Genomic DNA, 22,969 nt, shown 5'->3' on the forward strand with positions numbered 1-22,969 from the left:
ATTTATTAATGTTTTCTTTGATAAAAAATACAATTTTTCTTTTATTTAATTGTAAAAGTCATGAAGCTTTTTTAGTAATTCATACCTAACTTTGTAATAGTTTAAATCTCTTTTTTCAAATGATTCTTTTGGACCTTTATTGGTGTTTAAAATTCCTTTCTTAAAATTTTCATACCATGAAGCAACAGTTTTTTTATTAATTGCATATTTTTTTGCAATAAAACTTATACTATTATTTTTAACCTCTTGTCCTATCATTTTTCGAAAATCTGCTGTATATTTATTAAATTTTTGTCCTTTTCTTGCCATATAAAAATGCACCTCCTTTAAAGTTTAGCAAAGACTTTTTTTCTTTACTTACTTTTTTGGGTGCAGTCTATACAGTCTAGTGAGTCTATTTATCATATTTTCTTTTTTTTATTTTGAATCTTTCCCAACGACTTTTTCTTTTTTTGCTGCTTCTTTGCGAGCTAAGATTTTCGCCGTTTTTTTCTCCGCCATTAAACGACGACGTTTTTTCATTGACATTGCCATTTTATTATTCACCTTCTTCTTTTTAACTTTATTAATAAAACTTTAATTTAATTTTGACTTAATAAATCTTGTTCAATTTCATTAGCAGTTACAAATCCTATCTTACGTTTTAATTCATTTCCACTTTGAAAAACAATTAATGTCGGAATTGATAAAATCCCATGATCCTGAGCAAGATCTTGTAGAACATCAACATTAACTTTAATAAAATTAACATCATCACGGGTTTTTGCTAACTCATCAATTATTGGAGCAATCATTTTACATGGTCCACATCAATCAGCATAAAAATCAACTAATGTTAACTTTGTATCACTAATTGCTTTTTTTAATTCATCAATATCTTTTATTTCTTTTATAGCCATCTTCATTTTCTCCTTTATTCAACTCTCTTGCTTTTCTATCATATCATAAAAGTGTTATTTTTTTAAAAAAAACCGTTGCAAATATTTTGCTGGGCCATCTTCACGATTCGATAATGTTACTTCATTGGCCATTTTTTTTAATTCATCAATAGCATTACCAACAGCAATCCCAACTCCCGCTTGGCGAATTAATTCAAAATCATTATAAGAATCTCCAAATGAATAAGTTTGACTAATGTCAATCCCAATATGATGCGATAAAAATTGTAGCGCGCTACCTTTTGAAATCCCTTTACAAGCAATTTCAAAAACACGATTATTATATTGTGTAATATCTAATTGCGGTAATAATTGGCGTAATTTTTGCATTAATTTATTAGCAGCATTGTCATCTAACAATTGATGAACAATAACACTAGCATGGGTAATGTCTTCGATAATATCAGTTATCTTGGTAATAATTTGATATCTTGTTCGCATTATTTTTGATCAATAATATGAATTTTCCCCATATTCATAAACATAAGTACTATTTTTACTAAAAAAGTGCACCTTATATTTCCGGTAAGTAAAGTCAAAAATTTTATTAATTTCTGCTGTTGTAAAAATCATCATTCACAAAAAACTATTAGTTTTAAAAGAGTAAGCACTCGCCCCATTATTTGCTAAAACATAACCATCATACTTATGAACTTTTAATTTTCGGGCTTGACGAATTGCATCATTAGCCAATCGTCCAGTCGTCACAACAAAAGGAATCCCTTTTTTTTGAACTGAATTAACCGTTTTTTTGGTTAATTTACTAAACCGATGTTTATCATCTAATAAAGTTCCATCCAAATCAGAAAAAACTGCTTTTTTCATATCCTTTGCTCCTTTCGTTTTCCGTAAAATTTGTATGATTACATTATTTAAAAATATTGTTCAAACATTAATTTTATGTTGGCGCTGTGTAGATACAAACGGCAAATTTATATCTTGTCAAATTAATAATAAAATATTTTTAATAAATTGCAACCATTTTTTCAAAAAAAATATTTTTTTGTTATTTCATTTCATTTTAAGTACATTAGACTCCTTGCGATACTAACAAAAATAAAAAAATTACAAATGCCAAATTGTAAAGTTAAGTGCAACTAAATTATTTTTCTAACCAAATATTCGATTGGCGAAAGATAATTTAGTTGCACTTAACTTTACAATTTGGCATATTCATTATGATATTTATAATTTTTATTATGGATTGTTCCTTTTTTAAGTAATGAATGAAAACTTTCAATAATAATGTTGTCTGCACAATGATAATTTTTACCCATTGAAATTATAATTTTGTTATCTAAACATTTACTATTATAATCTTTAGATGTATATTGATATCCGTGATCTGAATGAATTATTGTTTTATTTAGATCTTTTTTTATTTTTTTAATTTTATTAATTGCAGCATTTAAATTATCAATTACAAGTTTGTTATTATTAAATTTTGATCATTTTACATCAATAATTTCTTTAGTATATCCATCAATTATTGTTGATTGATAATGTTTTTTACCATTTCAAATTAAATAAGTTAAATCAGTAAATAAAATTGAAAATCTTTCTTTAATATCATTAAAATTACGATTTATTAAATCAGGATATTTAATTATATTTTTATTTCTATTTTGTTTTATTAATATTTTTCTACGCATACGCTTTACATATTCAGCTTGAATATTATTTTCTTTCATAATTCGTAATACTTTCTTAGCATTATAAACAATGCCATAATCTTCTTTTAAATATTTGGTAATTCGACGATAACCAAATTGTTTTAAATTTTCTTAATAGACTTTTACAATATTTTTTAATGATTCGCTATCCTTACCATTACTTGAATAATTTTTATATTTATCTCAATAACTACGCTTTAAATCTATTATATCAAGTAATAAATTTAGTGGATATTTATTAATGTTTTCGATTGCGTTGCCAAAGTTGGGTAAAATAAAAAAGAAAGTTTTCAGTATAATTAAGTTTGAAAAAAATTAGAAAGAAAACTATCCTATGAATATTATAACTAGAATCCAAGAGTTTTTAAACGAAAATAATAACTCTTTTATTGATTTAATTAATGAAATTAGCCCCAATATCCCTATTACAGCACTATTATCCTATTTAAACAATGAAATTAGTTCTGAAGCTTGAATACTATTTAAAAATATTTTTGAATATATTGATAACTATATTTTTAATAAGGACTGACGCAAAGCACGTTATATTCCAAAAGGATTTTATCAACGAACTTTGGTTTTTCGTAATGGTGAAGTTACTTTTAAACGAGGAAAATATATCTTAAAACCAGAATTTCAAGGGGCAAAAAAACCAAAAACGGTCTTTTTACTTGATATTCAATTAGGGATTGAAAGTTATCAGCGACTTGATTATGATTTTTCGTTAGAAATAATCAGCAAATTAGGCATAAATTTTAGTTATCAAGATATTTGTAATATGTATCGGAATGCTAACATAACAAAAAAACAATTTTTAACCTTATTAAACGGTTTGATATTAAACATTTGTTAGAACTAATGCTAGATGAACCAGATACAAAACTAAAACATGATGGGGTTATTTATATTGAAACCGATGAAGCATATCGCAATGCCATTAGTTATCAAATCAAAAAACGATTAAAAATTAAGAAAAGAATCCGTTTAACCGTCTTTCATACTGGTTATAAAGATCCTAAAACAATACGAAAAACAATGCATAATGTCAAATTTCTAGTAACAATGACTAATGAAGTTAAAAAAATTAACTCTAAAAAATACTGACAAGGAATTAAAGAATTTATTAACTTAAATTATGAATCACCCGAGACAGCTAAAATTATTGTGCTTGGTGATGGTGCACAATATATTTCAACGGTTGAAAAACACATCAATGTTGAATTTATCATTGATCGTTTCCATGTTATTAAAAAAATTAAAGATTGTCTCCGTGGTCCACGATATTATAAACGTTATTTATTTAATAAAATTAGAAAAGCAATTTTAAAATTAAACTGAAACAAGGTTACAAAATACCTTGAATGAGCTTATCAGCTTGTTAAAACCGAAGAAGCGAAAGGAAAGTTACAAGAAATATCTAATTATTTAAGAACATACTATGGAGCAATTCAAAAATGAGAATATCAAGAAAATATTGGTTGTCGCATTGAAAGTTATATTGCTCGAATTATTAAAGTAATGTTTCGTTCAAAACCAAAAATATTTAATGAAAAAACGATTTACAAAGTAATGTTATTAAAACAATTGACAGCTAATGGGATTAATCCCTTTCAAGAACTAACAGAAATTAAAAATCTTCAAGTAAAAAATGAACAAATTACTTGAAGATGAATATTTAAAAAGATTAATAATCCAGAAGTTAAACAATATAACTTACCAATATTCACCGCTTCTACATTATCAAATACTAAAACTCTTTTAAAGAAAATAGTTTCTAATTATTATTAGAACTTAATGCTGAAAACTTTTCCCCAACATTTTACACGCTACCAATATTTTATTTGATAAAAAATACAATTTTTCTTTTATTTAATTGTAAAGTCATGAAGCTTTTTTAGTAATTCATACCTAACTTTGTAATAGTTTAAATCTCTTTTTTCAATTGATTCTTTTTGACCTTTATTGGTGTTTAAAATTCCTTTCTTAAAATTTTCATACCATGAAGCAACAGTTTTTTTATTAATTGCATATTTTTTTGCAATAAAACTTATACTATTATTTTTAACCTCTTGTCCTATCCTTTTTCGAAAATCTGCTGTATATTTATTAAATTTTTGTCCTTTTCTTGCCATATAAAAATGCACCTCCTTTAAAAGTTTAGCAAAGACTTTTTTTTCTTTACTTACTTTTTTGGGTGCAGTCTATTTTTTTTCAATTCATTTGATATTACGATAACAATTACTCTCACTAATGCCAAAACTTTTGCCAAGATGAAAATAAGTACGGTATTCTCTTCAATATGATAAAGTCATTAATAAACGATTTTCTAATGATAATTTATTAGCTTTTCCGCCTTTTTTAAATTTTTTTAACTCGGCTTCTTTTAAAATATCTAACATTTTATTAAAAGTATTTTGTTTTATTCCTGTTAATCGTAATAATTCTTTATCAGTAAGAAATTTAAAGTTATCATTTTTCATAGTTTTATACCCTCCTAATTTATATTTTTTATTTCTAATTATATTTTATAGAAATATTCTTAATAAGAAAAGCCGGTATCGCAAGAAGTCTAATAAAGTGTCCTAAATATATTTACAATTCAGGTTTTAAAAAAGTTTTAGACATATATTCCATAGCGATCAACCAACTGTCTTGTTCGTCGTTCTAATAATAAAAATAAAGTAGCATTGACAATATATTTCCCGGTAAAAATTCCAAAGAAAATTCCGATAAAAATTAAAGTATGCTGTCATGATTCAAAAATCGAAGTTATTCCGTCAATATCATGATCATGGCTAGCATGCGCAAGACTAACTCCATTCGTTCAATCCGCCACATTACTTGAGCTATTTTCTAAGATTGTTAAACCATTATGAAGAAAATGGTGATGTTCATGGCCAACATCAGTATGACCCATATTTAATAAAATTTTGGCAACAATTAAAAATGAAATTGCTTCAATTAAAGCACATATTGGAATAATAATAATAAATGCTAAAATTTTCTTTACGCAATTAATATTATTAATTTTATGATGATGATTATGAGCTTTTTTAACATGATGATACTCATGAATATTGTGATCGGTCACATTTTCTGGCACCGTAGTTTTTGCACAAGCATTGAATAAAATATAATAAACAAATCATGTTATAAACACAACTAAAATATTATAAATCATAAAAAACGCCATTTCAATTCATGTATGATACCCATCAATTAAGTTATGAATTCATGGTAAGGCTATTCCCTCTAATAAAGCAAATCCTAACCCAACAATTGAAATTGAATAAATAATTACTAAAGTATCAAAAAAACGTAACCCAAAAGTTGCTCCCCAAGGAGTTGGAACATTAAAAAATTCTAATAAGCTTAACCCAACCGCCATTGCTAAAAAAATAGCAGAAGTCGCAATTTTAAAAGTAATTGAACTTTGATTATATAATTCTTTATGAAAAACTGATTTTTTAATTCGTGCTCAAATCTTATCATTTTGCACTGTTAAATTACCGTTAGTATTTTTTTTCATTATTTTTTCCTTTATTATTTATAAAAATTATAATTTATTTTTAAAAAAAAGTCAAATTCAAATATTAGACTGCACCCAAAAAAGTAAGTATTAATAAAAAGGTTTACAAACTTTCATTTATTATATCTTTTTCTTTTTGGTTTGAATATCATTTATTTCATTTTTTAACATCATTAATATATTCATTATGAGATTTATAATTTTTATTATGGATTGTTCCTTTTTTAAGTAATGAATGAAAACTTTCAATAATAATGTTGTCTGCACAATGATAATTTTTACCCATTGAAATTATAATTTTGTTATCTAAACATTTACTATTATAATCTTTAGATGTATATTGATATCCGTGATCTGAATGAATTATTGTTTTATTTAGATCTTTTTTTATTTTTTTAATTTTGCTGAATTATACTTGCACTTACAAGTATAATTCAGCATATATTAATAATAATCTAGAAAAATTTTTATTTATATATCTCAGTTATCTGAAACTGTGCAGTATAAATTCCTATCTGTATTTTTTCTTTATGAATTAATTTGCAATGATTATCATAGTATCACAAGAAGTCTAATGTATTAACAATTGCTGGTGCCCCACTTTCAACATTAACAGTCATAAGTCCATATTATTCATCAGACGAACAATTAGAAATTTTAACCCTAAAAATTGAAGAACTTGATCACATAAAAATTAGTTTAAATGCAGAACTAACAGAATTGCAATCCAAAATTACAAAATTACAAAATAATTTAGAAAATACTAATTTGGTTAAAGAATTATAAAAAAAGTAAATATTATTGAACAGAAGAAAGCTAATTTGGAAATGGAACTAACAGAATCACAACATAAAATTAATGAATTAATTATTACTGTATACTAAATAAAAAAGTGCCCCTAGGGCACTTTTTTAAATTACTTAGGCTAAGAAATTTGGGGCTAACAACATTAACATCGCTACAATGAAATTAAAACCACTATGTGCAATTATGGTATAGGTCACATTCCCGTTAACAACAATAAATAACGAACTTAATGCTAATCCTCCCCCAAAATAAACAATAAAGTGTTCTCAATCACCAGTACCTGCAACATGCATTCCCGTAAAGAAAATAATTGAAGCGACATATCCAATTCACTTATTGCCAGTTAAACTAAAAATTCCATGCCGAGTTGCTAACTCTTCAGTAATAGGAGCAAAAATAATTGAAAAAATTAATAAAATAATAATATTTCATCATTTATCCAATCCCTTAACCAAGGCATCTTGATTTTTTGATTTCAATGTTGTTATAAATGTTTGAATATAAGCAAAAAACAAATAGACGAAAATAACAACAATAATGGCGATTATTGAAACTAGCAACAGCCTAATATAATCTTTTTTAAAAGTTAGTTTAATTTTTTCAAAAAGTAACTGCGATGTTTTGAAAAGAACTATAATCGTTATAAGTCTTGAAATTATTGCTGTCAATAAATTAATCGTTGTTCTAACACTATTTGTTGGGTGAAACTGATTCGTAATCATCCCAATTACTAACCCTACAAGATTGGGAATAAAATAATAATAATAAAAGGCAATGGCTCCTGACCGCATAATTTTATTTTGCGCCCCACCAATAACAAAATATGAACCAACTGCCACAATAATTCAACTAAGAAAATTCATTCCAGCAAAGACATATTCATTATGAGCAAACAAATATGAAATTAAAATACTAATAAAAAAGGGAGCAAAGATCGCTGTTCCTAAAAATATATAACCAATATTTCTAAGTTTAACTAAATTAAAATCAAAAGGTAATGTTTGATCAATTAAGGTTGGATTTAATTCATATCATTTTATAGCATTATAAATATTTTTATTACTACGCATTTTCTACGACTCCTTTAAATCATATCCTTCATTATATAATGAATCAAATAAAAATGCATTCAAAATTGCTTTAATTTTTTAGAAAACTCTTGATGAAATAAAAAAATAATCAATATACTTCTTGCGATACTATGATAATCATTGCAAATTAATTCATAAAGAAACATTGCAAATAGGAATTTATACCTCTTATTAATTTAATTTTTATAGTCTTTATAAGCGATGCATTATTTTGGCACAATAAAAAATGATTTTATTATTTAAAGTTAATTTTCATTCAACTTCTTGTCTTATTTATAATAACAATTGAAAATTATAGATTGAAGCAATTAAATTAAATCTTAAAGCAAAGATTTTTCTACGATTGCGATATTTTTCAGTAATAATTTTAAATTTTTTAAGGATAGCAAAAACATTTTCAATAACGATTCTCATTTGTGAAATTAGTTTATTATGCTGTTTTTATTCGTTATTTAAAGGTTTTTGCTTTGTTTTTTTATGCGGAATCAAAACATTCCGATGCATTTTTTGCAAGCCTTGATAACCTGTATCAACTATTACTTTGCTAGCTTTTAAAAGCGGTATTTTTGATTCTTTAAATAAACGAAAATCATCGGTTTTACCACAAGCAAAATTTGTTACAATAATAGTTTTGCTTTCTTTTTCGATGATTATTTGTGTTTTGATAGTATGCTTTTTCTTTTTTTCGGAATATTATTGTTTTTGTTTTTTTGGGCGTTGGATGGCTGTTTCGGTTGCATCAATAATAATTATTTTATCATTAAAATATTTATTTATTAATGTTTTTTGCCCAGCAAGTTGGATAGGTTACAATGGTGGGGTTTGTGTTTTTGATAAAATGGTAATCTTATTCGCAACGATTTCAATTGCTCCCGTTGCTAAATTTCATGGTTTTTATTTTTACGTTCAATAACAACCCCTTCCACGCTAATAACAAATTCATTACGAATGGTATTAATCATTTCATATTGTTGGTGCTCTGGTTGGACAACAATTTGGGTAATCCCCTCACGATCACGTAAATCCAAGAAAATAATACCACCTAAGCGCCGATTCTTCGCTACTCAACCATTTAAAACTACTTTCTTTTTAACATCTTGTAATGTTAATTCTCCGCAGGTATGTGTTCTTTTTATCAGACTTCTTGCTATACCTTATTATTTATGCTTAAAAAGCAATTAAAATTTTTAAAAATACTTATTTTAAAGTTTAATTTAATTTTTTTAATTTGTAATTTTTTTATTTTTGTTAGTATCGCAAGAAGTCTATTATTTATTCTCCTTATTTAAAAAGGCAATAATTTTTTTAAATTTAACTTCTTGTTCTTTGCCAGTTTTTTGATTTTTAATTTTAATAACATTTTTTTTCAATTCTTCATCACCAATAATAATTGCATGCTTCGCTTTTAACCGTTCTAAAGATTTAAACTGTGCTTTAACACTGCGTGCTAAATAATCGCAATCCACACGTAAACCACTAGCACGTAACATTAATAAAAGAGAAACTGCGAAATGACGCGCATGATCTGATAAACAAATTAAATAAGCATCAAGATACGGTTCATCAGCCAAAGTAATGTTCTGTTCTGATAATGTTAACAATAATCGTTCTAAACCCAAGGCAAACCCAACAGCGGGATAATCCAAACTTGGTTCAAAGGTATGAACCAATTGATCATATTTCCCCCCGCCTAATAAGGTTAGTTCTCGTTCTTGTTTATCAATAACAATTTCAAAAACAACCCCTGTATAATAATCTAATCCGCGAACTAGTTTATAATCTAAAACAAAAGGGACTTCTAATTTTGTTAAAAGACTTTGTAAGGCTTTAAATTCATTATTTTCTTCTTCTGTTAAATAATCATAAATTTTAGGCGCTATATCAAATTTATTTTGGTCAATCTTACAATCCAAGACACGTAAAGGATTCTTTTTAACACGAATTTTACAATCAGCACATAATTCTTGTTGTTGGAAGAAAGCTGTTAAAACAACAAGATACTTTGTTCGTGCAGCACCAACGGTTAAATAATTTAATTTTAAGGTTAAATAATTTAATCCAATTGTTTTTAAAAGTGTATACCCAAGTAAAATCACTTCAACATCTAATAAATAGTTCTTTGCCCCAACAACTTCAACACCAAACTGATTAAATTGACGTAAACGGCCATGTTGTGGTCGTTCATAACGAAACATATTGCCAATATAAAATAATTTTAATGGTAATTCATATTTCCCATATAATTTATCTTCAATAATACTACGAATTACGGGGACTGTTCCTTCTGGTCGTAAAACAAATTCTCGTTCTTTTTTGTCTAATAAATAAAACATTTCTTTACTAACAATATCTGTTTCAGCTCCGACCGACCGAACAAATAAATCTTTCGCTTCAAAAATTGGCGTTCTAATTTCATGATAATTATATTGCATCGCAATACTACGCAGCATTAATTCTAAGGCACTTAATTCCCTTGTTTTTTCATAATAGATGTCTTCGGTTCCACGTGGTTTTTGAATATTCATAACTAATTTCCCTTCTAAATAAAAAATTAAAAGAATGCTTAGGAACGAAAAATCGCGGTGCCATCCTATTTCATTATCTTTTAGTTAATGCACTTTATTGTAAAAATCTATTAAATTTTATCATAATGTTGTCAAAACACTTTAAAAATTATAATAGTGGATATGTTACAATAAGTTGGACCATATTTATGTGGACTTTCAAATAAAATATAATTATGAAGAAAGTAGGAATATAAAAATGGGAAGAAATTAATACACCGATGAATTAAAAAAACAAATTGTTTTACTTTATCAAAATGGTAAAACCATTCTTGAAATTTTTAAGTAATATGGGGTGTCAAAATCAACCGTATATCAGTGAATTAAAAAATTAAATAATTCTGGATCTTTTAAAGCAAAAGATAACCACACTGTTGAAGAAAATGAACTGATTGCCTTGCGGAAAGAATTAATCCAATTACGAATGGAAAACGACATTTTAAAGCAAGCGGCACTGATAATCGGCAAAAAATAGAAATTATTAACAATAATAAAGAAAAATATTTCGTGCGAAAAATGGGTCAAATATTAAAGATAGCAAAATCAACATATTACTATCAAATTAATAAATACGCTACGGTTGATGTTAATAATTATGAACAAGAAGTTATCAGTGCATTTAATGCTAGTCGCAAAATTTATGGAGCTCGTAAAATTAAAGCTATTTTAACCAGAAAAGATATTATCTTATCGCGAAGAAAAATTCGCCAAATTATGATTAAAAATCAGTTAGTATTCTATAGACTGCACCCCGTTTAGTAAGTATTAATAAAAAGGTTTACAAACTTTCATTTATTATATCTTTTTCTTTTTGGTTTGAATATCATTTATTTCATTTTTTAACATCATTAATATATTCATTATGAGATTTATAATTTTTATTATGGATTGTTCCTTTTTTAAGTAATGAATGAAAACTTTCAATAATAATGTTGTCTGCACAATGATAATTTTTACCCATTGAAATTATAATTTTGTTATCTAAACATTTACTATTATAATCTTTAGATGTATATTGATATCCGTGATCTGAATGAATTATTGTTTTATTTAGATCTTTTTTTATTTTTTTAATTGCTGAATTATACTTGTAAATGCAAGTATAATTCAGCTTTTACTTTATCAAATGGTAGCAAAATATATTGTAAAGGTTTACATTCACCAAGTCGAAAAGAAAAATTAAAAGCCTTTGCTGATTTGAATAAGTATAAATTAGTAATTAGACTTCTTGCGATATTAACAAAAATAAAAAAAATTACAAATTAAAAAAATTAAATTAAACTTAAAAATAATCATTTTTAAAAATTTTAATTGCTTTTTAAGCATAAATAATCATGTATCGCAAGAAGTCTATTATACTAATGATGTAAAATTTAAAATTAGATTTTCAAAAGTAATATTTAACCAATTATTAACAGGGTTTGATTGACTTTATTCGGGAAATGATAAAAATATAATAATAGATGTTTCTAACCCAAATGTCTTGGGAATTAGAAATAAAAGTAATAATCCCATTAAAATAACTATTAAACCAAGATAAAAAAATAAAAAGAGATTTACATCTTTTTTCCTATTATTCATTAACTTTTACATTACCATTTTCATCAACAATTAAGTCAGGTCCCTTAGTATCTAAATTCCAACGATAAACTGATTTAATATAATTTATATAATCATAATTTCTTTCTCCTCATCTTCTAAAAGAAAAAGGATTATTACTACTATAAAATAAAAATGTATCTTTTATTTTATTTGTGCTAGTAATACCTTTAAAAAATTTTAATTCATAATTATTATCTTTATATATATAATATTCTTTGCCTACCTCAATAGGAAAATTTTTTAAAATCTTACTTATTTCTCATTTATCTTTTTTTCATACTATATAATAGTATCTCTTTTCAACTTCATTAAATGGTTTTTCTTGCGGTGTTATTCATTCTAAATTGTTTTTAATATTTTCATCTTTTGTATCTATTTTATTTTCTTCTTTTAATTTTGCTAATTCTTCGGGTGTATATTCTTGTGGTTTATTACAAGCAACTAAACTGGTTGTACTTGTTCCTATTAAAGTGATTGTTCCTAAAATGCTTAATATTTTTTTCATATTTTTAATTCCTTTTTGTTTTATATATAATTTTGTTTGTTAATTTAATTAAAAATGAAAATAAAATTTGTTTATTTTCATTTATTTATAGTTTAATAAATTTTTTTAATTTACTTATTACTATTAAATTAATTATTTCTAATATCAATATTAATTTTTGATACATACAAATTTTGTGTTTTTTCAATATTTTTTATTGTTCTATCCATATTTTTTAAAAATTGATCCTGATCTAATGAAACATACTTCATAGAAATTTTTTTAAATTCATTTTTATAATTTTCTAATTCCGTTTTAAGTTTAGTGATTTTATTTTGTTTTTCATTTAAATCTTTTTTTAAATTATTTATGTTTTCATTATAAAAATCAAAATATTCATATATTTTCCCATCTACTGTACCAAAATATAACTTATTATTAAGTTCAATACCATTAGATATAAAACCAACATTTTCATTGTTCATAATAATTTTTTGATATCCTGATATATGATCATACTCATAAACGTTGCCACCAGTTGAAGCGAAGTATACTTTATTATTAAATGTTAATCCTCTTAAATGAGATTCACCTTTCATATTTATAACTGTTTTTTTAAAATTTGCTATTGGATCTATTTCGTGAACTTTACTATCAGATACAAAATATAATTTATTATTTAATACAGCACCATCAGATCATATACTATTCGTATTTCCTATTTTAACAACAAGTCTATTCTGTTCTGTTTGTGGATTATATTAATATATAGTGCCTTCATTATTTGAACAAAAATATATTTTATTATTTAACACCAGTCCAGAAGTGCGGATTTTATCTAAATTTTGAATTATTTTTTGTTGTTTTGTTATCGGGTCATATTCATAGACATTTTGATCTCCTGAACCAAAATATAATTTATTGTTAAATAAAATTCCTTGTGAATGAGAAATATTAGTCATATTTATAACTGCTTTTTTATAATTTTTTGCTGGATCTACTTCATAAACTTTTTGATTATTTAATGATTTTGCTCCTGATGCAATATATATCTTATTATTAAAAATGATACCAGTAGACCAATGTTCTACACCCCATGTCTACAACAAATCTATTTTTTTCTGTTTGGGGTTCATATTCATACATTTTTCCATTTATTGTAGTAAAGTATATCTTATTATTTAATACAAGAAGGGACCTAATTTGAGATTTATCATCTATATCATTTAAATCAATAATTATTTTTTTATAATTAATTTTTTCTCTTTTACTTCTTTTTAAATTTTCTAAATTATTTGCAAGTAAATGGTTAATAACATTTAATTTTTCTTCTTTTTCGTAACTACTACAAGCAATTGTTGTTGGTAAAGCACTTACTCCAATTGTTAACACACTTAATAAACTAAGTAATTTTTTCATACTTGTTTTTCTCCTTTTATTAATCTTGAAACTTTTTATCAAGAACTACTCCCAGTATATATATATATAAGTAAAATTAGTAATTATTTTAAAAAATTTTATCTTGTTAAATACTTCTTATTACGCGTTTTTTAAGGGATGAATTAGCAATGAAATATATTAAGTTTATTTATTTTTACATAAAGTGTTGTATTAGTAAAATAATAGTATATAATGAGGGAATAGGTTTAATCTTTTTCCGTAAAAAAGAGTTATGCTGACTTCTTAATCGGACAAGGATAAAAAAAGAGGAGTTTATAAAAATGGCACTTACAAAAGAACAATTAATAGAACAAGGTTTAAGCGAAGATATTGCAGAAAATATCTTAAATCAGTTTAATAATGAAGCAAAATAAATTAGAGAAAGTGTTCAAAAACGCGAAGATGTTATATTAAAAGAAAACTTTATTAAATTATCTAATGAATTAAAAGCCTTTAAAGATGTTCCATCTACTAAAATTGAAGATATTAAAACTAATTTAGAAAAAGTTAGTGGTAGTTCTTTATCTGAAAAAATGAAAACTTTAAAAGAATTAAAACCTGATTTATTTGTACAAGAACAACCATCATTTTCACCAACTAATTTTATTAAAGATATGATTGAAAATTCGGTTGAAAATAAAAATGATGAAATTGAAACTATTAAAGAAAAAGGAGCATATATTCCGGAAGATATTAAAAAATTAACTGATTATACACTTAAAAACATTAGATAATAAGGGAGTGAATATTATGGCAACAATCAATTTGTCATAAATACCTTTTGCATTGCAAGGTAATACAACAGGGCAAAAAACCTATGTTGATATGGTTAACGCTTTATTGTGTGGACCTTTATATAATAGACTTCTTGCGATACTATGATAATCATTGCAAATTAATTCATAAAGAAAAAATACCGCTTTTAAAAGATACCAAAGTAATAGTTGATACAGGTTATCAAAGTTTGCAAAAAGTGAATCGGAATGTTTTGATTACGCATAAAAAAACAAAGCAAAAACCTTTAAATAACGAACAAAAACAGCATAATAAACTAATTTTACAAATGAGAATCGTTATTTAAAATGTTTTTGCTATCCTTAAAAAATTTAAAATTATTACTGAAAAATATCGCAATCGTAGAAAAAGCTTTGCTTTAAGATTTAATTTAATTGCTTCAATCTATAATTTTCAATTGTTATTATAAATAAGACAAGAAGTTGAATGAAAATTAACTTTAAATAATAAAATCATTTTTTGTTGTGCCAAAATAACGCATCTCTTATAAAGACTATAAGAATTAAATTAATAAAAGGTATAAATTCCTATCTGTATTTTTTCTTTATGAATTAATTTGCAATGATTATCTTAGTATCGCAAGAAGTCTAATAAAGGTTTCACAACCAATTACTAAATATTTTTTATCTAAGGCTCCAATGACAAGAATTTTAATGTCCATTATTTATATTGATTAGTAATCGAATCAACATTAATTTTTCATTTTAAAGCTGGGAAAGTATAATCTGATGTTTGCGTTGGAAATTGGCCATTTTTGCCAACCTCTTTATCTTCATCTGCTGTTAAGGTTCCTTTTTCATCCGCTTTTTTAACAAATCCTAAGGCTACTTGAATATCGGGATTAATTTTAACATCATTTGGAATATCACTTAAATTATAACGGTGATAATCATCATCCTTTAAATCATCAAAGTCATAAAAACCATAACTAATGAAGAATCATTGATGACCATAAGTTGCTTCATCATTCTTACTATTTGGAGTAAGATAAACTAAGTAATTAGCATAAACGACTAATTTATCAATCGTTGCAGTAAAGGTAAAACGATGATGTTTCCCTTGGAATTCTAAACGAATTGTGACATTTGGAATAACAATTGCAACATAACGGGTTGATTGATAACCACGATTTTGTTCAATTTTGTCATAATCTTCATTATATCCATTTTTAGGATTATTTAATCATTCAATAATTGATGCTACTGGTGAAAATGTTTTTAATGATGGTGGGGTAAAAAAGGTTTTTTTACTAGTAGTAGGTCAAGTATACTCTTTAACTCAATCTTTTTCATTTGTTTTTTCTGGATTTCCAGTTGTTGTCACTAAATTTTTATTTGTTGAATCCTGAATTGTTTGATTTTCATTGGCAAGTAAGGCTACTTGCACATAAGTTGAATCATAACTAGTTGAATAATCATTATAAAAAGCTTCTCATATTTCTTTTTGTTTAATTTTCTTACTACTATCAAGAGGATCTGTCGTATCACTTTTCGCCTTGGCAATTAAGTTATCTTTTTGCCCTTGTAACCCAGCGGCAACTTGTTCATCACTTCATTTTGTCCCTTTCCCAGTTGTTACACTATTATCTTTTGTTAAATTTATTCCATGTAAAAAAGGATTAAGGACATTATTAACTAAGCCCATTTGGCCTCCTTGTAAACTATAATCAAAAGGAACATCAGTTTCATCTTTTCCTGACTTAGTGGCATCGTCTATTCCATTTGTTGATTTATTATTTGCTGTTGGAGCATGACTAAATTTTTGATTCCCATTATATATAAAAACAGAAACTGGATTCCCTTGTGGGGTTTCACTACATGCAACAAGCGATGATACTGATGTTAAACATAACACTGATGCTGTAAAAATTGATAGTAACTTACGCATTATAAACCTCTTTTCTAAAACACTAATTTAATAATTATTCTTTTCACTGAGTAATATATTAGACTTCTTGCGATACCTGATTATTTATGCTTAAAAAGCAATTAAAATTTTTAAAAATGCTTATTTTAAAGTTTAATTTAATTTTTTTTATTTGTAATTTTTTTTATTTTTGTTAGTATCGCAAGAAGTATATTATCTTAAATTTATGTATTTTGCAAACCAAAATCAGCAAACGATCCATGTTTTTTTACAAACAATAATTCAACGTTACCAGTTGGTCCATTTCGATGCTTTGATAAAATTAATTGTGCTTTTTCAGTTTCTGGCCCTGCTAATTCTAACTTATCTGAATCATGGACAGTATAATATTCTTCTCGAAATAAAAACATAATAATATCGGCATCTTGTTCAATTGCCCCTGAATCACGTAAATCAGACATAATTGGTCTTTTATCTTCTCGTTTTTCAACTAACCGTGATAATTGTGATAAACAAATAATTGGTACTTCTAACTCACGTGCTAAAGCTTTAAGTTGTCGTGAAATTGTGGAAACTTCTTGTTGCCGTGAATCACCAAAATACGTTCCGGTGCTTAATAATTGTAAGTAATCAATCACAACTAAGCCAACTTCATTTTCCCGGCATAATTTTCGTAACTTTGATTGCAACTCAATAACTTTTAAACCAGGCGTATCATTAATAAATAACTTTGTCTGTTTTAAAAAATCTGCCGCCTTGGTAATATTTTCTCAATCCCGACTTTGTAAACCTTTTCCTGTTCGAACTTTAACCGAATCTACCGTTGAATAACTCCCTAACATTCTTTGAATTAATTGTTCCGCTGGCATCTCAACAGAAAAAATTGCAACAGCTTTCTTTGATTGAGAAGCTGATTTAACAGCAAAATTTAATGCTAAAGCAGTTTTCCCCATTGATGGTCGCGCTGCTAAAATAATAAAATCCCCTTTTTGAAATCCCGAAGTCATCCGGTCTAAATCACGAAAACCACTTGGACTTCCTGTTAACATTTCCCCGGAATTTTCCAATAATTCAATTTTGTGTAACACTTTGTCCACTTCATCATAAGATGTTTTAAATAAATTGCCTTTCCGTTCTTTTTTAACATCTAAAATTTCTTTTTCGGCCTGACTAACAACTTCATCAATTGGTTGATGAGCATCAATGTACCGGTTAATCTTATTAACAACTGCTTTTAAACACCGTGATGTTGTATTTTTAATAATAATATCTAAATACTCTGATAAATTAGCATCCGTTGTATATGACTGAAATAAATCCGTTAAAAATTCAATTCCGCCAATTTTATTTAAAATATTATTTTTTAACATATAATTACTCAATGTTGTAACATTAATCGCAACCTTTGCTAAAAATTGTTCTTGTAAAGCTTTAAAAATCACTTTATAATTCATCACAGTAAAATCATCTTCGTTTAAAATCGAAAAGACTTCTTCAGCAGCATTAATTGAATGGGCAATAATTGCTAAAACATTTTTTTCGGCATCATTAATAACATTAATTTTATTTATCTCAGTTTTATTTATTTCTATTTTATTTAAAGTTTCCATCAATTAACTCTCCTTTTTTTCAATCATTACTTTTAATGTTGCGATAATATTTGGAGCTAATTTAATTTTTAAATAATGCAGACCAAAACTTGTCAAATTATTATTATCAATAAATTTCTTTTTATCAAATTTTAAATTAAATTCTTTTGCTAAACGATCTTCAATTTGTGTTAAAGAAACGCTTCCAAATGTTTTGTTATCATGTACTTTTAATTTAAAATTTAATGTTAATTGTTCTAAGGCAGTTTTTAATTCCTCTAAAGTTGCTTTTGTCGCTGCTGCTTGAGCTGCTTGTTGCGATAACACGACATTTAACTTCGCCAAATTAGTCGGAGTTGTTGGAATGGCAAATCCCTCTTTAATTAAGTAATTTTTAGCATAGCCATCAGAAACTTCAATCACGTCGTTGACTTTGCCTTTATCTTTAACATCTTTCACTAAAATAACTTTCATCCTAATCACCTACTACAAATTATAACGGAAAAACTTCGCAAAATAATTATAATTGATTGCGTTGCCAAAGTTGGGGAAAATAAAAAAGAATTTTATGATAATATGTAAATATATCACGGAGGGATTATGAAACGTTGAAATTATCGAATTTGATACAAAGATTATTTTTGATATTATAAAGTAATAATTGCTATCTTAGCTTTTGCTTTTTTAACTTATGGGTTTTTATATGGATATTTTTAAAGAATTTCTTTAATTTTGTCGAAAAACTAGACTGCACCCAAAAAAGTAAGTAAAGAAAAAAAGTCTTTGCTAAACTTTTAAAGGAGGTGCATTTTTATATGGCAAGAAAAGAACAAAAATTTAATAAATATACAGCATATTTTCGAAAAAGGATAGGACAAGAGGTTAAAAATAATAGTATAAGTTTTATTGCAAAAAAATATGCAATTAATAAAAAAACTGTTGCTTCATGGTATGAAAATTTTAAGAAAGGGATTTTAAACACCAATAAAGGTCCAAAAGAATCATTTGAAAAAAGAGATTTAAACTATTACAAAGTTAGGTATGAATTACTAAAAAAGCTTCATGACTTTTACAATTAAATAAAAGAAAAATTGTATTTTTTATCAAAGAAAACATTAATAAATATCCACTAAATTTATTACTTGATGTAACAGATTTAAAGCGTAGTTATTAAGATAAATATAAAAATTATTCAAGTAATGGTAAGGATAGTGAACCATTAAAGAATATTGTAAAAGTCTATGAAGAAAATTTAAAACAATTTGGTTATCGTCGAATTACCAAATATTTAAAAGAAGATTATGGCATTGTTTATAATGCTAAGAAAGTATTACGAATTATGAAAGAAAATAATATTCAAGCTGAATATGTAAAGCGTATGCGTAGAAAAATATTAATAAAACAAAATAGAAATAAAAATATAATTAAATATCCTGATTTAGTAAATCGTAATTTTAATGATATTAAAGAAAGATTTTCAATTTTATTTACTGATGTAACTTATTTAATTTGAAATGGTAAAAAACATTATCAATCAACAATAATTGATGGATATACTAAAGAAATTATTGATGTAAAATGATCAAAATTTAATAATAACAAACTTGTAATTGATAATTTAAATGCTGCAATTAATAAAATTAAAAAAATAAAAAAAGAGCTAAATAAAACAATAATTCATTCAGATCACGGATATCAATATACATCTAAAGATTATAATAGTAAATGTTTAGATAACAAAATTATAATTTCAATGGGTAAAAATTATCATTGTGCAGACAACATTATTATTGAAAGTTTTCATTCATTACTTAAAAAAGGAACAATCCATAATAAAAATTATAAATCTCATAATGAATATATTAATGATGTTAAAAAATGAAATAAATGATATTCAAACCAAAAAGAAAAATATATAATAAATGAAAGTTTGTAAACCTTTTTATTAATACTTACTAAACAGGGTGCAGTCTATTATTTGGAAGAATTGATAAATAATGGCTAATATTTTCGTTAATAACTTTAGTAGTTCTATTTTCAACTAATATTGCTAAAGTAAATCTTGATGTTCTTTCAACTAAAGTTATTAAACATGATTTACTTTTACCTCGTGATGATACTACGGTATCACCTTCTCAATGACCAAGAGTTACGCGATTATTAACATTAGCATTTCGTTCTTTAATTGATTTACCATTAAATTTACCCCGATTTTCTTGATATTTTCGTTTCTTACCTTTTCTTCTTAAATTTTTATTAGTAACTTTTTCAAGTAATCCAGAATAAATTCAATTGTAAATTGTTTTAAAACTAATAATTCATTCTTTATGAAAATTTTTAATTCTGCCATAAATTTGTTCGGGTGATCAACCTAATAATAATTTTTGTTGTACATATTTTACTAATTCTCTATTTTTAAACTTATGAAAATAAATATGTGATTGTTTTCTATTTTCTGCTTTATTTTGTGCAATTAATGAAAAATAATGATTATTATCTTTATTTCTATTAACTTCTCGAATAATAGTACTAATACTTCGATTAAGATTTTTAGCTATTTCACTAATTTTTATTTTAAACTTCAATTGATTCTCAATATAAATTCTTTCATCTATGCCAAGATGTTTATATCCCATATAAAAACTCCTTTCTTTATTTTTTCTAAAATAAACTTAGCATCATAAAATTTTTATATGAGATTTTTTGCAATTTTATTTACTTGCACTTACAAGTATAATTCAGCTATTGAAAACTTTCTTTTTTATTTTCCCCAACTTTGGCAACGCAATCTTAAAGGTAATGTTTACGAAATTTTTTCTAAAAAAGAGTATAATGATATATGGTAATGATTTCATTGCTAGTATTCCACTTATATATTTAAAATTAATACTTCTTACTTATTCTTTTAAGTAAAGGAGAAATAATTATTCATACACACTTATGAGTAGTAATCGTCATTGCTGTGGCAATAGGTTCCTACTTTCTTGGGTATTTAGTTGAAAAATATCTTAGATTTAAATTAAACAAAAAAACAAAATTAAAAATTAAACAAGCAGAAGAAAAAGCAAAAAAAATTATTAATGTTGTTAAAGCCGATGGACGGGTTGAAGCAGCACAAATTAGACAAGAAATGAAAGATGAATTAATTCGCAAACGTGAAGAATTTTTCGAAACCGAAAAATTCTTAGTAAATAGAGAACGTTTAATTGTTGAGCGAGAAGAAGTATTAAATGGTAAAGAGCAAGAAGTGTTTCGCAAGAAAGAAGAATTGCATGGAAAGATTAACTATTATCAAGAGATGGTAAAACGCAATCTTCATCAACTTGAGAAAGTTGCTGGATATTCACTTGAAGAAGCAAAAGATGTTCTTTTTAAAGAAATAAGTGATCGTTATCAAAAGGAAATTGGTGAATTCTTACGAAATGCTGAAAATAATGCGAAAATTAATGCCAAAGAAACAGCCCTTAATATTATTACAACGGCGATTGAACGTTATGCGGCGAAAGTTGTGGCAGAAAAAACAACAGCTTCAATTTATTTAGAAGATGATAATATGAAAGGACGAATTATTGGGAAAGATGGTCGTAATATTCGAACATTTGAAATTGCAGCGGGGGTTGATTTAATTATTGATGACACGCCAAATGTTTTGCAAATTTCATCTTTTAATCCTATTCGTCGGGAAATTGCGAAAAAAACTTTAGAAAAATTATTGCTTGATGGTCGTATTCATCCAAATCGCATTGAAGAAACAATTAAATTAGAGCAAGAAGAAATTGAAATGACAATTCTTGAAGCGGGAAAAGAAGTTGTTGCTGAATTGGCGATTGATAATTTAGATATTGAATTAATTCGACACCTTGGAATTTTAAAATATCGAACTAGTTATGGCCAAAATGTTTTATTACATTCTGTTGAAGTAGCAAAATTAGCCGCAATAATGGCGAGTGAACTAGGATTAGATCCTACCGTGGCAATGCGTGCGGGGTTATTACATGATATTGGGAAAGCCGTTGATTTTGAAACGGAAGGAAGTCATGTGACATTAGGAGTTAAAATTGCGACAAAATGTAATGAACATCCAATCATTATTAATGCGATTGCTTACCATCATGGTGAAGGTTTCGCAACTAATTCGTATTCGGTTCTAGTTTCCGCCGCTGATACATTATCTGCTGCGCGACCAGGTAGCCGTAATAATACTATTGAAAATTATATTGCGCGGATGAATGAGTTGGAAAAAATTTGTCAAATAGTACCAGGAGTTCAATCAGTTTATGTTTTACAAGCTGGACGTCAAATTCGGATTATTGTTAATTCAGTTATTAGTGATGATGCTCGTACCCATAAAATTGCGCTTGATATTAAGGAAAAAGTTAAAAAAGCAAAAGTAATTCCAGGAGATATTGTGATTACTGTTATTCGTGAATTACGCGTAACAGAAATGGTGGTTTAAAGAATAAAATTTTCTTTAATTTTGTCGAAAACTATTGATATTTATAAAATATATCTAAAATTATGTTGCACAGTTTCAGATAACTGAGAATTTTAATTAAAAAATGCCACCACTTCATATTGAAGTGGTGGCATT

The 22,969-nt window shown here is 25.9% G+C and carries 28 protein-coding genes and 3 pseudogenes; 9 read left to right on the forward strand and 22 right to left on the reverse strand.

Going from position 1 to position 22,969, the window contains the following annotated elements; all coding sequences use genetic code 4:
• Positions 1-45 precede the first annotated feature (45 nt).
• The 5 genes and pseudogenes from ACQH23_RS06930 to ACQH23_RS06950 form a co-directional block, all read right to left on the reverse strand.
• On the reverse strand, positions 46-309 hold the full coding sequence (locus ACQH23_RS06930) for a transposase family protein (RefSeq protein ID WP_425377767.1): 264 nt from the start codon (positions 307-309) through the stop codon (positions 46-48).
• Positions 310-581: 272 nt separating this feature from the next.
• Positions 582-899 carry a thioredoxin gene (gene trxA / locus ACQH23_RS06935; RefSeq protein WP_425377768.1) on the reverse strand — a complete coding sequence of 106 codons (318 nt, stop codon included), beginning with the start codon at positions 897-899 and terminating at the stop codon, positions 582-584.
• Positions 900-953: 54 nt separating this feature from the next.
• Entirely contained in the window at positions 954-1,916 is a 963-nt protein-coding gene (locus tag ACQH23_RS06940; protein WP_425377769.1) for a Cof-type HAD-IIB family hydrolase, read from the reverse strand.
• 179 nt (positions 1,917-2,095) lie between these two features.
• Positions 2,096-2,629 (reverse strand): DDE-type integrase/transposase/recombinase, encoded by a 534-nt coding sequence (locus ACQH23_RS06945; RefSeq protein WP_425377770.1) that lies wholly within the window; start codon positions 2,627-2,629, stop codon positions 2,096-2,098.
• Between the two features lie 15 nt (positions 2,630-2,644).
• Positions 2,645-2,716: pseudogene (locus ACQH23_RS06950) on the reverse strand (hypothetical protein); the annotation flags it as partial.
• A gap of 229 nt (positions 2,717-2,945) precedes the next feature.
• On the opposite strand from ACQH23_RS06950, the gene ACQH23_RS06955 reads away from it, so the two are divergent.
• Together ACQH23_RS06955 and ACQH23_RS06960 are read left to right on the forward strand one after the other, a co-directional pair.
• Positions 2,946-3,464 (forward strand): hypothetical protein, encoded by a 519-nt coding sequence (locus ACQH23_RS06955; protein WP_425377771.1) that lies wholly within the window; start codon positions 2,946-2,948, stop codon positions 3,462-3,464.
• 5 nt (positions 3,465-3,469) lie between these two features.
• A complete protein-coding gene (locus ACQH23_RS06960; RefSeq protein WP_425377772.1) occupies positions 3,470-4,399 on the forward strand; it encodes a UPF0236 family transposase-like protein in 930 nt (309 codons plus the stop codon).
• A 77-nt stretch (positions 4,400-4,476) separates the two neighbouring features.
• Here ACQH23_RS06960 and ACQH23_RS06965 read toward each other — a convergent pair whose 3' ends face one another.
• From ACQH23_RS06965 to hisS, 8 genes and pseudogenes are all read right to left on the reverse strand, one after another.
• Positions 4,477-4,743: a hypothetical protein gene (locus tag ACQH23_RS06965; protein WP_425377773.1), complete on the reverse strand. Its 267-nt coding sequence runs from the start codon at positions 4,741-4,743 to the stop codon at positions 4,477-4,479.
• A gap of 69 nt (positions 4,744-4,812) precedes the next feature.
• Positions 4,813-5,091, reverse strand: a complete 279-nt coding sequence (locus ACQH23_RS06970) for a helix-turn-helix domain-containing protein (RefSeq protein ID WP_425377774.1) — start codon at positions 5,089-5,091, stop codon at positions 4,813-4,815.
• Positions 5,092-5,228: 137 nt separating this feature from the next.
• Positions 5,229-6,140 carry a hypothetical protein gene (locus ACQH23_RS06975; RefSeq protein WP_425377775.1) on the reverse strand — a complete coding sequence of 304 codons (912 nt, stop codon included), beginning with the start codon at positions 6,138-6,140 and terminating at the stop codon, positions 5,229-5,231.
• 103 nt (positions 6,141-6,243) lie between these two features.
• On the reverse strand, positions 6,244-6,426 hold the full coding sequence (locus ACQH23_RS06980) for a hypothetical protein (protein ID WP_425377776.1): 183 nt from the start codon (positions 6,424-6,426) through the stop codon (positions 6,244-6,246).
• A gap of 634 nt (positions 6,427-7,060) precedes the next feature.
• Positions 7,061-8,017, reverse strand: a complete 957-nt coding sequence (locus ACQH23_RS06985) for a CPBP family glutamic-type intramembrane protease (RefSeq protein WP_425377777.1) — start codon at positions 8,015-8,017, stop codon at positions 7,061-7,063.
• A gap of 294 nt (positions 8,018-8,311) precedes the next feature.
• Positions 8,312-8,704, reverse strand: a pseudogene (locus tag ACQH23_RS06990) (transposase family protein).
• A 212-nt stretch (positions 8,705-8,916) separates the two neighbouring features.
• Positions 8,917-9,066: an OB-fold nucleic acid binding domain-containing protein gene (locus ACQH23_RS06995; protein ID WP_425377778.1), complete on the reverse strand. Its 150-nt coding sequence runs from the start codon at positions 9,064-9,066 to the stop codon at positions 8,917-8,919.
• A 240-nt stretch (positions 9,067-9,306) separates the two neighbouring features.
• Positions 9,307-10,563, reverse strand: a complete 1,257-nt coding sequence (gene hisS / locus ACQH23_RS07000) for a histidine--tRNA ligase (protein ID WP_425377779.1) — start codon at positions 10,561-10,563, stop codon at positions 9,307-9,309.
• Between the two features lie 334 nt (positions 10,564-10,897).
• On the opposite strand from hisS, the gene ACQH23_RS07005 reads away from it, so the two are divergent.
• Positions 10,898-11,077: a transposase gene (locus ACQH23_RS07005; RefSeq protein WP_425377780.1), complete on the forward strand. Its 180-nt coding sequence runs from the start codon at positions 10,898-10,900 to the stop codon at positions 11,075-11,077.
• 41 nt (positions 11,078-11,118) lie between these two features.
• Positions 11,119-11,361 (forward strand): IS3 family transposase, encoded by a 243-nt coding sequence (locus ACQH23_RS07010; RefSeq protein WP_425377781.1) that lies wholly within the window; start codon positions 11,119-11,121, stop codon positions 11,359-11,361.
• A 19-nt stretch (positions 11,362-11,380) separates the two neighbouring features.
• Here the strand turns inward: ACQH23_RS07010 and ACQH23_RS07015 are convergent, their stop codons facing one another.
• From ACQH23_RS07015 to ACQH23_RS07035, 5 genes are all read right to left on the reverse strand, one after another.
• Positions 11,381-11,563, reverse strand: a complete 183-nt coding sequence (locus ACQH23_RS07015) for a hypothetical protein (protein ID WP_425377776.1) — start codon at positions 11,561-11,563, stop codon at positions 11,381-11,383.
• A gap of 612 nt (positions 11,564-12,175) precedes the next feature.
• Positions 12,176-12,709: a lipoprotein gene (locus tag ACQH23_RS07020; RefSeq protein WP_425377782.1), complete on the reverse strand. Its 534-nt coding sequence runs from the start codon at positions 12,707-12,709 to the stop codon at positions 12,176-12,178.
• A 128-nt stretch (positions 12,710-12,837) separates the two neighbouring features.
• A complete protein-coding gene (locus ACQH23_RS07025; protein WP_425377783.1) occupies positions 12,838-13,287 on the reverse strand; it encodes a hypothetical protein in 450 nt (149 codons plus the stop codon).
• A 162-nt stretch (positions 13,288-13,449) separates the two neighbouring features.
• Positions 13,450-13,650 (reverse strand): hypothetical protein, encoded by a 201-nt coding sequence (locus tag ACQH23_RS07030; protein WP_425377784.1) that lies wholly within the window; start codon positions 13,648-13,650, stop codon positions 13,450-13,452.
• A gap of 97 nt (positions 13,651-13,747) precedes the next feature.
• Positions 13,748-14,107 (reverse strand): hypothetical protein, encoded by a 360-nt coding sequence (locus tag ACQH23_RS07035; protein WP_425377785.1) that lies wholly within the window; start codon positions 14,105-14,107, stop codon positions 13,748-13,750.
• A 554-nt stretch (positions 14,108-14,661) separates the two neighbouring features.
• Between ACQH23_RS07035 and ACQH23_RS07040 the strand changes: the two genes are divergently transcribed.
• Both ACQH23_RS07040 and ACQH23_RS07045 read left to right on the forward strand, forming a co-directional pair.
• Positions 14,662-14,862, forward strand: a complete 201-nt coding sequence (locus tag ACQH23_RS07040; protein ID WP_425377786.1) for a hypothetical protein — start codon at positions 14,662-14,664, stop codon at positions 14,860-14,862.
• Positions 14,863-15,224: 362 nt separating this feature from the next.
• Positions 15,225-15,332: pseudogene (locus ACQH23_RS07045) on the forward strand (IS5/IS1182 family transposase); the annotation flags it as partial.
• 251 nt (positions 15,333-15,583) lie between these two features.
• On the opposite strand, the gene ACQH23_RS07050 reads toward ACQH23_RS07045, so the two are convergent.
• The 3 genes from ACQH23_RS07050 to rplI all read right to left on the reverse strand — a co-directional run bounded on the left by ACQH23_RS07050 (position 15,584) and on the right by rplI (position 18,852).
• On the reverse strand, positions 15,584-16,810 hold the full coding sequence (locus ACQH23_RS07050) for a lipoprotein (RefSeq protein WP_425377787.1): 1,227 nt from the start codon (positions 16,808-16,810) through the stop codon (positions 15,584-15,586).
• Between the two features lie 203 nt (positions 16,811-17,013).
• Positions 17,014-18,399 carry a replicative DNA helicase gene (gene dnaB / locus ACQH23_RS07055; protein WP_425377788.1) on the reverse strand — a complete coding sequence of 462 codons (1,386 nt, stop codon included), beginning with the start codon at positions 18,397-18,399 and terminating at the stop codon, positions 17,014-17,016.
• A 3-nt stretch (positions 18,400-18,402) separates the two neighbouring features.
• The gene (rplI, locus tag ACQH23_RS07060; protein ID WP_425377789.1) at positions 18,403-18,852 is read right to left on the reverse strand and encodes a 50S ribosomal protein L9; all 450 of its coding nucleotides are present in this window, start codon (positions 18,850-18,852) and stop codon (positions 18,403-18,405) included.
• A 341-nt stretch (positions 18,853-19,193) separates the two neighbouring features.
• Here rplI and ACQH23_RS07065 point away from each other — a divergent pair, with 341 nt between their 5' ends.
• Both ACQH23_RS07065 and ACQH23_RS07070 read left to right on the forward strand, forming a co-directional pair.
• The gene (locus ACQH23_RS07065; RefSeq protein ID WP_425377790.1) at positions 19,194-19,457 is read left to right on the forward strand and encodes a hypothetical protein; all 264 of its coding nucleotides are present in this window, start codon (positions 19,194-19,196) and stop codon (positions 19,455-19,457) included.
• A 260-nt stretch (positions 19,458-19,717) separates the two neighbouring features.
• Positions 19,718-20,314 carry a DDE-type integrase/transposase/recombinase gene (locus tag ACQH23_RS07070; RefSeq protein WP_425377791.1) on the forward strand — a complete coding sequence of 199 codons (597 nt, stop codon included), beginning with the start codon at positions 19,718-19,720 and terminating at the stop codon, positions 20,312-20,314.
• Positions 20,315-20,333: 19 nt separating this feature from the next.
• On the opposite strand, the gene ACQH23_RS07075 is transcribed toward ACQH23_RS07070, so the two are convergent.
• Positions 20,334-21,014, reverse strand: a complete 681-nt coding sequence (locus ACQH23_RS07075; RefSeq protein ID WP_425377792.1) for an IS30 family transposase — start codon at positions 21,012-21,014, stop codon at positions 20,334-20,336.
• A 326-nt stretch (positions 21,015-21,340) separates the two neighbouring features.
• Between ACQH23_RS07075 and rny the strand changes: the two genes are divergently transcribed.
• Positions 21,341-22,834: a ribonuclease Y gene (rny, locus tag ACQH23_RS07080; protein ID WP_425377793.1), complete on the forward strand. Its 1,494-nt coding sequence runs from the start codon at positions 21,341-21,343 to the stop codon at positions 22,832-22,834.
• Positions 22,835-22,969 lie beyond the last annotated feature (135 nt).

Origin of the sequence: Spiroplasma endosymbiont of Polydrusus pterygomalis, from assembly GCF_964030635.1 — a bacterium.
Classification (GTDB): Bacteria; Bacillota_I; Bacilli_A; order Mycoplasmatales; family Mycoplasmataceae; genus Spiroplasma.